Below are 12,801 nucleotides of genomic sequence, written 5' to 3'. Positions count from 1 at the left end.
ATCGACACAATTAAGATTATGCAAATAAGTTCATGGGTTCGTATTATTTTAGCCCTTATCGGTTCAGTTCTGTTCTTAGATGGCGCAATTCTGATCGCTTTTAAAAAGATTCATATCGGAACCGTACTGCCGCTGCTACTTGGACTATTTTTCTGTCTCTATGCTTATTTCTATTATCATATTGAACGTTTCTTTTTCTATCATTTCCGCTTGCATTCAATCTGGCGCTTTGGCTGGCTCTGTTTCTGGATTTGGTTAGTTAGCTTAGGCTATTTCTTTGATTATCTTTCAGATAATAATGCCAAAACTCAACATATCCCTGCGGTTAAAGCAATTATCGTACTAGGTAGTGGTGTGGAAAAAGGACAACCATCTGCAACGCTCGCAAAACGTTTAGACCGTGCCGCCCCAATTGCTTTAGCTCAGCCTCAAGCAAAATTAGTCATGACAGGTGGTATTGATTTTGGTGAAACTGATAGCGAAGCCGTGGTGATGTCACGTTACGTACAACAACACTATCACATTCCTGCATCACAAATCATTTTGGAAGATAAAAGCACCAGCACTGAGCTAAATCTTAAAAATAGCCAACAGCTCTTGCAGGCACAACAGATTAGCATTCAACAACCAATTGCAATTGTGACCAGTGACTTTCATACCTTGCGTGCTGCTGCCATTGCTAAGAAACAAGGCTATACGGATATTACCCTACTCGGTGCGACTACACCTCTAAGCACACGCTACAATGCATGGTTAAGAGAATACTTTGCCTATGCGAGTGGTTGGATCTTAAATGAGTATTGATTGAGAGATTACCCTCTCAATTAGGATGAAGCTGAGTTATGCAACCGAATATCACGTGGTAAAGGTAGTTTTAACTCAGCAAAGACATCTGGACGTTGTAAATATATTTGGTATAAAAAATTCTTAATATCCAATAACAAAGAATCAGGAGAAACCAATAAATTGTTTCCCTCTGGGGTTAAATCTAGAGATAAGATCGTATTATTTTCTTTTAAAAATGGAATCAATTTTTCAATAAAAGCCAGTAATGGTACTTCCTGAATTTCGTATTGCGCCCAATTGTCTTTAATCAGCAGTTTTGCCAAACTTTTATTCTGCCACACGGATAAAGCATGTTGCCCAGATGGTGTTGAGCATAAGGCCCAACCATCGTGATACAGTGCAATCACATGACGTTGCATAACAATATTTTGAATGAACTGACGGTAAGCGTCTTTGAGTGAAGAACCAGAAGGTGTAGTTTGAGATTTCGACGCAGCCTTGCGTTGATAAGGGTTTCTCATAAAGTACTTCAATATTAGAATCATTATTGACGCTAATGATAGAATAACTTTGTATGGATTACAATGATATGAGATTTAGGGAAGATATATGGTGGGCGCTGACGGGATCGAACCGCCGACATTCTGCTTGTAAGGCAGACGCTCTACCAACTGAGCTAAGCGCCCTGAGCGAGGATAAACAAAGCGAAGCTTTGTCTGAGCGCAAGAGAAAAATCTTCGATTTTTCTAATGGCATCTCGAATCAGAGATCAAGTATAAAGATACTTGTTAAAACTAACATCCTCTTAAACTGATATCAAGAGAATGGCGCAGCGGACGGGGCTCGAACCCGCGACCCTCGGCGTGACAGGCCGATATTCTAACCAACTGAACTACCGCTGCACTGTATTACTTCTATTGAGAAGTAAATGTCACAAATTATGGTGGGCGCTGACGGGATCGAACCGCCGACATTCTGCTTGTAAGGCAGACGCTCTACCAACTGAGCTAAGCGCCCTAAGGAATAAAAACTGACTAACTATCAATCTTTATGACGCAAGATAAAATTATCATCTTGTATCCCAAGGTGTTCATTCTTGCAAATTTAAGTGGCGCAGCGGACGGGGCTCGAACCCGCGACCCTCGGCGTGACAGGCCGATATTCTAACCAACTGAACTACCGCTGCACGATAATTTTGCAATCATGACAAACAATTATTAAAACTTAAGTGGCGCAGCGGACGGGGCTCGAACCCGCGACCCTCGGCGTGACAGGCCGATATTCTAACCAACTGAACTACCGCTGCACTTGAGTTTTAACGTAAAGGCTTGGTGGGCGCTGACGGGATCGAACCGCCGACATTCTGCTTGTAAGGCAGACGCTCTACCAACTGAGCTAAGCGCCCTTAACGTCTTCATCGTTTGTGAGGTGCATTATAGAGAATCTTTACAGCCTGTCAAACGCTTTTGCCACTCTTTTCCGAAAAAACCGTACGAATGATTAAAAAATAAGTCATTCCATCAAAAAAATGATATTTTCGTATTTTATTTAAGCACTTATTTGCATTTTCACGCTTTATTTTCTAAGGCTTGTTCAGAAATATAAACCACAGCTTGCTCAGAAACGAGTTCAAACAGTTCAAGAATTTCATCATTCTTCATACGAATGCAACCATGTGACATTGGAATGCCCATCGGTTCTGTATCAGGAGTACCATGAATATAGATATAACGCTTAAAGGTATCGTGCCCTTCCCCATGGTTAAAGCCTTCTTCTAAACCATCCAACCATAAAATACGCGACAATATCCAATCTCGTTGTGGAAATTGTTGCGCTAATTGCTGGTCATACACTTCACCCGTGGGTTGGCGTGCAATAAATACGGCATTTTTAGGTGCATCACCACCAATCTTTTGAGCAACCTGATGCCAACCTCTTGGCGTCTTGCCACTATTTTCTTGCTCACCAATGCCGTTCTTACCAGAAGAGATCACATAGAATTTATTATGTTTTGGTAAATGTAAGGTTTGTTTTGCTAAATCAATGACGATATCTGCCTGATCTAGGGTATAGCTCATTTTTATCTCGATAGATGAAAGAACACTTTTATTTCAACATAGACCGTAATCTTTTTCTTGTACTTTTCAGTAGTTTTAATTATTCATTGGGTTTAAATATAAAAACAAAACGATGTAGCGTGATTTAATCTTGTTCTGATCTTTTGGATCGGCGATAAGCAATGTTTTATCGATTCTCAGAACAAAGGATTTCTTTTCTTAACTCGCCACTCGCAGCATGACTGCTCGTCTTCTTGCGGAGCTTTAATCGCTCCTCAGGACAAAGCCTTAAAGCGATGCTTTAAATTTGTTTATCCTCACCACTCGCAGCATAGCTGCTCGTCTTGCGCTTCGGGCAAAGCGTTGCTTTGCTTATCCTCGCTCAGGCTCGGGGCGTAACCACAGCCATACAGCCACGATAAACATAGTGACATCGGTAAAAACTTTTACCCAAAATGGCGCATTGGTAAAGAGCATCAAAATACCACTGATCAGCATCATGATACTGGCAATCCATTTTGCCTTACGCGGGACTGTGCCATGCTCACGCCAGTTGTGTAAGGTTGGTCCATACTTCGGATGATTCAATAACCATGCATCCATTTCAGGCCAGCCTTTTGAAGCAGCCCACGCTGCTAAAATCAGAAAGACAGTGGTTGGCATCCCCGGTAGAATTGCCCCTATAATTCCTAACGTAATAAAAATCACGACTAAACTACGCCAGAATAATGTTTTCATTGAGCAATTAACCAACACCGATTTACAACCGTGCTAGTATAAAGTGTTTTTATCGTTCTTTCTTAAACTTCACTTATTATTTCAATGATTGAGTTAATTCATGCCTAACCTGATTACCACTTCCAGTTATTTTGAACCGTGGTTACAGTTTAATAACCCAATCGTACGTCATTTAGCATTTTGTATCGCCAGCCCGAGTATATTGGCTCAGATTCCCAATGAGCTTCATGTAAAACATCATTTTGAGCTTCATCACGATTCGATTTGGCACACTCATTAGGCTTTGTTGCACAAATAGACGAAAGGTAGAGTTGTCTAATCTTCAGATATTTATGCAACAGCCACCGTTTTAGCTGTACCAAGTTGAGTAAATTTATTCAAAATATCGACTCTTATTTGCAAATCAACCACCTGACGATTAAAGCATCGACTAGATACACCTTGTCCAAGTCGTTTCAAGGCAAACATTTTAGCCTCTATTCGGGATCGTCGATGATAACCAATATCTCGTTTCCACTGCTTTTGACCCCTGTCCCAACAGCCTTGTACTGCATGATTCCTTGCTTTACCAATTTCATTTTCTGCCCATAAAGCAGCATTGGAACGAGGAGGGATAATTACATTTGCTTGCCGTTTCAAAATCGCATCATAACAATTCACTGTGTCATAAGCACCATCAGCCGTGACAGATGCAATGGGTTCATCAATTTGATCTAAAAGAGGTTGGAGCATTTCAGCATCACCATATTGGCAGGTCGTGACTTCAACCGCTTGTATTTCTCCACTGTTTGCATCTGTCGCGAGATGTAATTTCAGCCATTGACGATGTTGGTTTACGCCATATTTTTTACGCACCCATTCCCCATCACCTGTAACTTTGATCCCTGTGCTATCAACTAAAATATGCAAGTCTTCCTGTGGATTTTTTGCTGATTTATGTAGAAGTGGCTGGAGCTTATCTGCTCGCCGACTCAATGTTGAGAAGTCTGGAACATTCCAGTCGAGGTGAGCCATTTGAAAAAGGCTTTGAATGAAACCTTGTGTTTGGCGTAAAGCCAGTTGGAACAGGTTTCGTATCGTGAGGGCAAATTGAATTGCTATATCAGTGTAGGTAGGTTGACGTCCTTTTTTTCCAGTAGGTGTTGCAGACCATTGCATTTGGGGATCAAACCAAATGGTGAAAGCACCCCGTTGACGTAAAGCCTGATTGTACTCAGACCAGTTCGTTGTTTTGTATCGGCTTTTTGATTGTGTATTCATCTAACATGTATGGGGATGAAATTTATTTATGCAACAAAGCCCACTCATTATCAAAACTATGAACAGCGATTAAAGCAACTGGATCAACAGCCTCAGCCACTGATTGATTTTCTAGCACAACTCAAAAGTACCCGTCTTGGTTTGCGTTTTGAGAATTTACTCTGGTTCTGGTTATTGGATGATGACTATCATCCCTACCAACTGTTGGGACATAGTATTCAAAAAATTGCAGGTGCAGTGACCTTAGGTGAACTCGATTTTGTTGTACTCAATACAGGAACAAATGAAATTGAACATTGGGAAGTAGCACTAAAATATTACCTAGGTGAAAATGAATTAGATTTAGCGCAATGGTACGGCCTAAACCGAGAAGATACCTTACAGCGAAAGTTAAAGCATTTTACTGAACGTCAATTTCAGTTTTCAGAAGCCAATCACTATCAAATTCAAAGAAAGTTTGCCGTAATGAAAGGCCAACTCTATCTACCCCAAGAGCAAAATAACTTAAATCTACCATCTTGGATCAATGCATCACGACGTTTAGGGCATTGGGGAACCCAGATCCCACAAACGGCTTATTATCGCCTACAACGGCATGAATGGCTCTGCCCTGATTCAGAGCCATCATCACAAACCGCTGTCTGGTGGAGCAATGGTTTGTATTATCAGGATCAGCCAACGCCTTCTTATTATATGTTTCGCCAACCTTCACTTTTATTTATGAAATAAAGTGAATTATTATTCTACAAATTAACATTTTATAACATATCTACCATCAAACCCACATGGTCATTTTCTGTTAACTTTTTTAGCCTCTTAAGTACATCATAATTAAATTGAAATGGAGACGATGATGAAAAAAATTTTAGTTGCTTCAATCATGACTGCTTTTGTTTTAACTGGCTGTAATACATTTAAAGGTATTGGTAAAGATGTGTCTAAAGCAGGTGATAAAGTCACACAAACTGCGGAGAAAACACAAGATAAAATGTAATCCCTGAAAGCAACTTACCAAAACCTTATCTAAACCTAGATAAGGTTTATTTTCCCATACCTTTCTGCTGCATATTCCCCTATTATATCGGTTCACATTTCACCAGATTTAGCTACATCTCGCATGAACCATTCCGATACGCTTGAACTTAGTTTACAACTCCTTCGTCAACCTTCTGTAACGCCTGTAGATCATGATTGTCAAAACATCATGGCAGAACGTTTAGCAAAGATTGGCTTTAATATCGAAAACATGCGTTTTGAAGATGTTGATAATTTATGGGCACGTCGCGGTACTGAAAATCCAGTATTCTGTTTTGCAGGACATACCGATGTAGTGCCAACTGGCCATTTAGACGCATGGAATTCAGATCCATTTTTACCAAGTATTCGTGATGGTAAGTTATATGGGCGTGGTTCTGCTGATATGAAAACGGCATTGGCTGCGATGGTCGTTGCTTCTGAGCGTTTTGTTGCAAAACATCCAAATCATAAAGGTTCTATTGCCTTCCTAATTACTTCAGATGAAGAAGGCCCATCAATTAACGGTACAGTTAAAGTCGTTGAAACATTAGAAGCGCGTAATGAAAAAATGACGTGGTGCTTAGTTGGCGAACCATCAAGCACAAATCAACTGGGTGATATCGTTAAGAATGGCCGTCGAGGCTCTCTAAATGCCGTACTTACTGTTCATGGCAAGCAAGGTCATGTTGCCTATCCACATCTCGCTGAGAACCCAATTCATTCTGCGTCTAAAGCCATCAATGAATTGTGCGAAACGGTTTGGGACAACGGTAATGAATACTTCCCTGCAACCTCATTCCAAATTTCAAATATCCAGGCAGGTACTGGCGCAACCAACGTCATTCCTGGCACCTTAAAAGTAACCTTTAACTTCCGTTATTCAACCGAAGTGACTGCGGACATCTTAAAACAACGTGTACTTGAGACTTTAGATAAACATCAACTGAATTATGATATTCAGTGGACTTTATCGGGTTTGCCCTTCCTTACGCCTGTTGGTGAGTTGGTGAATGCTGCAAAAACAGCGATTAAAAATGTTACAGGCATTGATACGGTACTTTCAACCAGTGGCGGAACTTCAGATGGCCGCTTTATTGCCCCTACAGGTGCACAAGTACTTGAACTGGGTGTGTTGAATGCAACCATCCACCAGATTAATGAGCATGTTAATGTGGCTGAGCTTGAGCCATTGGCTGAAATCTATGAACAGATTTTAATCGAGTTACTTGCTTAAAAATAAAAGAGATCAATAAAGAAAAGGAACTCAAATGAGTTCCTTTTCTTTATTACAACCCGAGCTGGGTTTGTATATTTTGCAGATGGGGAACATAGAATTCATGTTCTCCCATTTTTACATATTTAAAGACTTTGTCGTCATCGGTTTCGCGCTCTTCATCCACAATCTCTGAAATACGCACACGAATCGATTCAGGCATTTCATCGCAGACCAAAGCAAATCGTTCAGAAACGTCATCCCCTTCGATCACCAATGCAACCCCTTGTTTCTGCTTCGGATCATTCACAGCATAGACTGGAAGTTTTAGATCATGCCATTCGATATGATCAACATTGGTTTGCGTATCCATTGCTGATAACACAATATTTTGCGGTAATAGCATCGGTACTTTTTGATGGCATTGAATAATATATGCATCAATAAATCCCGTAGAAACCGTGATTAAATGTTGTAATTCTTGCTGGTCAATCTGCCCCAGTGTCGAATTTGCGCTTTTCTTAGCCATTATTTTTCACCTCTTAGCGCACAGCCAGTAAGCTTTCAATATTTTCCAAAAGTGCCTCTTCTTGGAATGGTTTACCCATATATTGGTTTACACCGAGCGATAATGCACGTTCACGATGCTTCTCACCCGTACGTGATGTAATCATGATAATTGGCAAGTCACGGTGAATTTCATGATGTCGTACCAGATTCGAAACCTCGAAACCATCCATACGTGGCATCTCGATATCCAATAACATCAGATCTGGCTTAACCGTCTCAAGCTGTTCAATTGCATCGACACCATCTTTCGCAGTTACAACATCATAGCCTTGACGCTCTAATAGACGTGAAGTCACCTTACGTACCGTCACCGAGTCATCGACAATCATAATCAAGCGACGTTCGTCATAACGCTGCTTGGTATAGGTCTCATCCGCCTGCTTACTACGTGCAGTTGATTGCGCTTGTCGCGCAATATTTTGACCGTCCAAGATCAAACAAACCTGACCATCACCGAGAATCGTTGCACCTGCAATCACACCAATACTTGAGAACTGTTGTCCCACTGGTTTGACCACAATCTGTCCACGCGAGCCAATCAACTGATCAACCAGTAATGCCGTGGTTTGACCTTGCGCACCTTTAATCAACAGCACTGGTAAGGAATGGACCACACCACTCAATCGTGGAATTGGCTGCCCAGCAACAAACTCAGACAAGTAACGTAAACGATAACGCTCTTGATCAATGCTGAAGTAATCATCCTGACTTTCAAAGTACTGTTCTAAGGCCATTGGTGAGATACGTACAATACGATCGATCTGTGCCAATGGGAACGCGAACTGTTGATCGCCTGCTTTTACCATCAAGGCATCGCTCACCGCCACGGTAGTTGGTACGCGAATGGTAAAGGTGGTGCCCTGACCTAAGCTTGAATCGACACTGACGTGACCACCTAAGGCTTTAATATCACTTTGTACAACGTCGAGCCCTACACCACGTCCAGAAATTTGAGTGACTTGAGCCGCGGTACTAAAGCCTGGATGGAAGATAAATTGTAGAATTTCTTCCTGATCAAGCTTTTGGTCTTTGGTCATTAAACCAGTCTGTAATGCTTTTTCTTTAATGCGGTTAACATCAATCCCTTTACCATCGTCACTAAAGGTCACCACTACATCTGTGCCTTGACGACCAATGTTCAACACAATATGTCCAGTCTCTGGCTTTTGTGCCTGTAGACGTTGTTCGCGGTCTTCAATCCCGTGGTCAATCGCGTTACGTAACATATGTTCAAACGGCGCAACCAAACGTTCAAGAATACTGCGGTCTAATTCACCTTCAGTATTATTCACCACCAGTTCTGTTGGGCGGTTTAAGGTCGATGCTGTTTGACGCACAATACGTTGTAAACGCGGCAATAGACGTGAGAATGGCACCAGACGAGTACGCATCAAGCTTTCTTGAATTTCAGCCTGAATACGTGACTGCTGTAACAACAAACCTTCGGTATCACGAATCTTTTCAGACAGTGTAGTTTTGAAGTCAACCAAATCCGATGCTGACTCGGCCAAGGATTTAGACAATTGATTCAGCGAAGAGTATTGGTCCATTTCTAATGGGTCAAAGTCAGCATAACGTGAGTTTTCACCACCATGTCGTGCAATAATCTGACTTTCTAACTCACCTTCCATTCGGCGTAACTGATCCGCCAAACGTTTGATTGCAAGTTCCATTTCCGTCAAGGTACCGCCCAATTGACCTAAGTCCATCTCGATACGTGAACGGTTGATCGCATTCTCCCCTGACAAATCAATCATCTTCTCGATGACGTCAGCAGAAACACGGATCATTTCATTATTCTGTTCAATGCGTTCAGCGGTTTCCCATTCACCTAGCATTGACGGCGGCTCAGTGCCATCCCCTTGAACAAACTCCATCGTATATTCAGGCGTAAAGATGTCTTTGGCAGAGAGTTTCTGTGGAAGTTGTGCCGAAACATCGACAAATTCCATCTTCTCCAAGCTTTGTTTTAAGCCATCAAAGTTTGCATATTGGCGTTTAGAGATCGCATCCTCAAGCCATGCAAATGCAGTGTTGAGTAGGTTGTCATACACATTCGAGTTGAAATGATGTAAACCAAATTGCTCAAATGCATTTTCTAAGTGGTAGGCAATAATGGCAATCGCATCCATTTCTGCCATACGTGCACCACCTTTAAGACTGTGGGCATTACGCTGTAACTGCAACAGTAAACTACGGTTACTGCGTTGATCAAACCATTGTTTTAATAAGCCTTGTGCCTGCTCTATTAATTCTTCTGCTTCTTCAAGGAACGTTTGTTCAACCAGAGAACGGACATCGTCATCAGCCGACACGTTCTCTGTCTCAACGGTTTGAGCTGCTGAAGTATCTTCCAACACTTCTTCTTCGACTTCAACAATGCCAACTTGCTCTTCAAGTGCTATTGGCTGCACGTCAATTTCAGCTTCGACAAGTTCAAGTACGTCTGCCTGAGTATCAACACGCTCAGTTTCTTTGACTTCATCTACAGACGTATTAGCCTCAACAACTGGTTCAATCGTTGCAGGAGCAACTGTTTGATCTGCTTGTTGCAGTAACTGCACTACATGCGTCGACGGATAATCTGTTTGCTGATCGCGAATGGTTTGAATACGATCTGCAACATCATCTTGGACTAAACGAATGATCGCAATCAGTTGTGGTGTTGCCTGAATCTGTTGGTTAATCAGTTTTTCATAAATCGTTTCCAACTCATGCGCAATCAAACCAATATGACGTGCTTGAATCATATTTGAACCACCTTTTAAGGTGTGCAAATAACGCATCAAGTTCTTTAAAGCATTAATATTTTGGTGATCGGCAGTCCACGTAATTAGATCAGCATCAATCCCTCCCATCAACTCATCTGCTTCTTCAAGGAAAATATCCAACAAGTCAGGATCAAAGTCGCGGTTTGCATCACTTGATTGTAACTGTTGCTTATCCAGAGCCAACTGAGCAGCGAATGCGGTGACATCAATGGTTGCTGACACAGATTCAGTTTTGACTGGCGCAACCGTTATAGTTGCATCTGATGACTCAGCAACATCTTCAATTACAGCTGATGGATCTTGTAGTGTTACTGGTACCGATTCAGTTTCAACTGGATCTGCCACAGCAGCTGTTTTCGACAAATCGGCCAATACAATCAAAGTGTGTGTCGATGGATAATCTATCTGCTGATCACGAATGGTTTGAATACGATCAGCAATATCATCTTGCACTGAACGAATCGCAGTAATCAACTGTGGCGTTGCTTGAATCTGTTGGTTGATCAACTTCTCGTAGATGGTTTCCAATTCATGCGCAATCAAACCAATATGACGCGCTTGAATCATATTTGAACCACCTTTTAAGGTATGCAAATAGCGCATCAGATTCTTTAAGGCATTGACGTTTTGATGATCCGCAGCCCATGTATTCAGGTCAGTATCAATCCCACCCAGTAATTCATCAGCTTCTTCAAGGAAGATATCCAATACGTCAGGATCAAAATCTCGATTCGCTTCATCTGACTGTAACTGCTGCTTATCTAAAGCAAATTGCGCGGCTAGATCAGTGCTCGCAATAACAGGCGTAGTTGCCTCTTGGAGTTCGACTGTATTTGTCTCTTCAACGGCCTCAGTCACCTCAACAACAGGTGTTTCCAGAGACTCAACATTTTGCTGAGTGAAGGAACTTAATTCATTTAAAACAAGCTCATGCGCTTTGCTTAAGGTAACACGCTGTCCTGCAGCCAAAGTATCAAACAGTTGGATAAACTGTTGATGGACTTGGTGATAAAGCTCAAATGCATAATCAAGATTCAGCAGACTTGGTTTAAAGAGAATATCTTGATAGCTAGAACGCAACTGACTGGTGTATTGATACATGCCAATGGTTGCATGGTGATGAGTATGCTGTAACAAGGTTTCAGCTTGCTGGCTGAGTAACTGAATATATTTCGGGAACTCATGACGTGCGCGCTTTTCAAAATCAAACTCGACGTCTAAGAGATCATTAATATTGAGTTCAAGCAGCTCAGAAACTAAACCTTGTGGTCGAACAGTAGTTCCATTCTTTTCTTCAAGTTGGAAATCGTAGCTATCCCAAGCAACATTGAAGGTCTGATAGATTTCAGCAAATTTCTGCTGTGGGGCTTGCTGTTTCAAAGTATGTAAATAATCACGTACAAATTGAGCATAATGTGTCAGCAGAGCCGTTTCATCTGAGCTTGAATCCAGCTCTTCTTGTAATAATGTTTTAAACAAATTCTCAACTTTTGAGCTGGCCTCAAACACATGATCAACCTGCGCCATGGCAGAGCTACCACGTAAGGTATGTAATGCTCGAATCAGCGTATTATAGTGATCATTACTTGGACGATCATTCACCAAGAATTGATCAATCGTGGCAAGATGCTCTTCCGCTTCTTCCAAGAAGATGGCCAAAGTTTCCTTCGCAAGAACCTCATCATCGGTATGAACTGTTGTCTCAGCCGAAAGAGATTCGACTGCGATAGTTTCAGGAACTGTTTCTTCAACTGCTTCGACATCTGCCCATTCAAGACCCGTCACGACATCATCATGCGTCAGATCAGTAGCAAGCTTAAATAACTCGGCCAATGCTGGCTCAGGACTTTGCTGTTGTTGTAATTGTTGTCCTAATAAAACCAGCGGTCTGAAGTCGATCAGATGACTTTGAACTGCTTTAAAATCATGAATCAGTTTAAAACGGTAGAGATTGAAAACTGCTTGTATATAGCGTTGGATATCGGTATTTAAGCTAATCGTACCCGCAATCACACGATTTAAAGTATCTTCAACCGTCCACGCCAACTCACCCGATGACTTCGCCCCCACCATTCTTCCAGAGCCTTTCAGCGTATGGAAATGGCGACGAATATCGGTGAGCACATCCTGCTGATGTGGTTGTTCCGTCCATTGAACTAATAATGGTTCTAACTCAACAAAGATCTCATCTAATTCTTCAATAAAAATTTCAAGAATCTCTGCATCTTGTTCAAGATAACTGTCTTCAGGAAGCGTCATCGTTTCAACTAACGTTTTTAATATTTGTTTCATAGCTGCTTCTTTCGTTTTTATCCACCAACGTGGGTAAAAATTACGTCTATCTATCACACAAGATGTAGTTACATTTCGCCATCACCTTGTTGAGATA

9 protein-coding genes, 6 tRNA genes and 2 pseudogenes are annotated in these 12,801 nt (G+C 41.6%); 5 read left to right on the top strand and 12 right to left on the bottom strand.

The window, feature by feature from the left end; genetic code table 11:
* Nucleotides 1-18 precede the first annotated feature (18 nt).
* On the top strand, nt 19-804 hold the full coding sequence (locus tag F885_RS01700; RefSeq protein WP_005322590.1) for a YdcF family protein: 786 nt from the start codon (nt 19-21) through the stop codon (nt 802-804).
* A gap of 20 nt (nt 805-824) precedes the next feature.
* Here F885_RS01700 and F885_RS01705 read toward each other — a convergent pair whose 3' ends face one another.
* From F885_RS01705 to F885_RS01745, 9 genes are all read right to left on the bottom strand, one after another.
* Nucleotides 825-1,307 carry a DUF2750 domain-containing protein gene (locus F885_RS01705; RefSeq protein ID WP_004802944.1) on the bottom strand — a complete coding sequence of 161 codons (483 nt, stop codon included), beginning with the start codon at nt 1,305-1,307 and terminating at the stop codon, nt 825-827.
* 89 nt (nt 1,308-1,396) lie between these two features.
* A tRNA-Val gene (locus tag F885_RS01710) sits at nt 1,397-1,472 on the bottom strand.
* 139 nt (nt 1,473-1,611) lie between these two features.
* A tRNA-Asp gene (locus F885_RS01715) sits at nt 1,612-1,688 on the bottom strand.
* Between the two features lie 39 nt (nt 1,689-1,727).
* Nucleotides 1,728-1,803, bottom strand: a tRNA-Val gene (locus F885_RS01720).
* A gap of 92 nt (nt 1,804-1,895) precedes the next feature.
* Nucleotides 1,896-1,972: transfer RNA gene (locus F885_RS01725), tRNA-Asp, on the bottom strand.
* 43 nt (nt 1,973-2,015) lie between these two features.
* Nucleotides 2,016-2,092: transfer RNA gene (locus F885_RS01730), tRNA-Asp, on the bottom strand.
* A 23-nt stretch (nt 2,093-2,115) separates the two neighbouring features.
* A tRNA-Val gene (locus F885_RS01735) sits at nt 2,116-2,191 on the bottom strand.
* Nucleotides 2,192-2,354: 163 nt separating this feature from the next.
* A complete protein-coding gene (gene elsL, locus F885_RS01740; RefSeq protein WP_005322587.1) occupies nt 2,355-2,864 on the bottom strand; it encodes a cell wall-recycling L,D-carboxypeptidase ElsL in 510 nt (169 codons plus the stop codon).
* A gap of 351 nt (nt 2,865-3,215) precedes the next feature.
* Nucleotides 3,216-3,581 (bottom strand): YbaN family protein, encoded by a 366-nt coding sequence (locus F885_RS01745; protein WP_005322585.1) that lies wholly within the window; start codon nt 3,579-3,581, stop codon nt 3,216-3,218.
* 100 nt (nt 3,582-3,681) lie between these two features.
* Here F885_RS01745 and F885_RS20810 point away from each other — a divergent pair.
* A pseudogene (locus F885_RS20810) lies at nt 3,682-3,858 on the top strand (DUF1853 family protein); the annotation flags it as partial.
* A gap of 53 nt (nt 3,859-3,911) precedes the next feature.
* On the opposite strand, the gene F885_RS01750 reads toward F885_RS20810, so the two are convergent.
* Nucleotides 3,912-4,841 carry an IS5-like element ISAba10 family transposase gene (locus tag F885_RS01750; protein WP_005313773.1) on the bottom strand — a complete coding sequence of 310 codons (930 nt, stop codon included), beginning with the start codon at nt 4,839-4,841 and terminating at the stop codon, nt 3,912-3,914.
* 42 nt (nt 4,842-4,883) lie between these two features.
* Here F885_RS01750 and F885_RS01755 point away from each other — a divergent pair.
* The 3 genes and pseudogenes from F885_RS01755 to dapE all read left to right on the top strand — a co-directional run.
* Nucleotides 4,884-5,570, top strand: a pseudogene (locus tag F885_RS01755) (DUF1853 family protein); the annotation flags it as partial.
* A 121-nt stretch (nt 5,571-5,691) separates the two neighbouring features.
* The gene (locus F885_RS01760; protein WP_016541456.1) at nt 5,692-5,835 is read left to right on the top strand and encodes an entericidin A/B family lipoprotein; all 144 of its coding nucleotides are present in this window, start codon (nt 5,692-5,694) and stop codon (nt 5,833-5,835) included.
* 123 nt (nt 5,836-5,958) lie between these two features.
* Nucleotides 5,959-7,092 carry a succinyl-diaminopimelate desuccinylase gene (dapE, locus tag F885_RS01765; protein ID WP_005192851.1) on the top strand — a complete coding sequence of 378 codons (1,134 nt, stop codon included), beginning with the start codon at nt 5,959-5,961 and terminating at the stop codon, nt 7,090-7,092.
* Nucleotides 7,093-7,144: 52 nt separating this feature from the next.
* On the opposite strand, the gene F885_RS01770 is transcribed toward dapE, so the two are convergent.
* Both F885_RS01770 and F885_RS01775 read right to left on the bottom strand, forming a co-directional pair.
* On the bottom strand, nt 7,145-7,600 hold the full coding sequence (locus F885_RS01770; RefSeq protein ID WP_004802936.1) for a hypothetical protein: 456 nt from the start codon (nt 7,598-7,600) through the stop codon (nt 7,145-7,147).
* 13 nt (nt 7,601-7,613) lie between these two features.
* Entirely contained in the window at nt 7,614-12,704 is a 5,091-nt protein-coding gene (locus F885_RS01775) for an Hpt domain-containing protein (protein ID WP_005322578.1), read from the bottom strand.
* Between the last annotated feature and the right edge of the window lie 97 nt (nt 12,705-12,801).

Source organism: Acinetobacter higginsii, from assembly GCF_000369845.1.
Taxonomy (GTDB): domain Bacteria; phylum Pseudomonadota; class Gammaproteobacteria; order Pseudomonadales; family Moraxellaceae; genus Acinetobacter; species Acinetobacter higginsii.
Note: the sequence above shows the minus strand (reverse complement) of the source record. Positions and strands in the feature narration are given on the sequence as shown.

Coding starts and splice junctions, on each gene's coding strand:
- F885_RS01700 (WP_005322590.1), top strand. CDS start 19: ATGCAAATAAGTTCATGGGTTCGTATTATTTTAGCCCTTATCGGTTCA.
- F885_RS01705 (WP_004802944.1), bottom strand. CDS start 1,307: ATGAGAAACCCTTATCAACGCAAGGCTGCGTCGAAATCTCAAACTACA.
- elsL (WP_005322587.1), bottom strand. CDS start 2,864: ATGAGCTATACCCTAGATCAGGCAGATATCGTCATTGATTTAGCAAAA.
- F885_RS01745 (WP_005322585.1), bottom strand. CDS start 3,581: ATGAAAACATTATTCTGGCGTAGTTTAGTCGTGATTTTTATTACGTTA.
- F885_RS01750 (WP_005313773.1), bottom strand. CDS start 4,841: ATGAATACACAATCAAAAAGCCGATACAAAACAACGAACTGGTCTGAG.
- F885_RS01760 (WP_016541456.1), top strand. CDS start 5,692: ATGATGAAAAAAATTTTAGTTGCTTCAATCATGACTGCTTTTGTTTTA.
- dapE (WP_005192851.1), top strand. CDS start 5,959: ATGAACCATTCCGATACGCTTGAACTTAGTTTACAACTCCTTCGTCAA.
- F885_RS01770 (WP_004802936.1), bottom strand. CDS start 7,600: ATGGCTAAGAAAAGCGCAAATTCGACACTGGGGCAGATTGACCAGCAA.
- F885_RS01775 (WP_005322578.1), bottom strand. CDS start 12,704: ATGAAACAAATATTAAAAACGTTAGTTGAAACGATGACGCTTCCTGAA.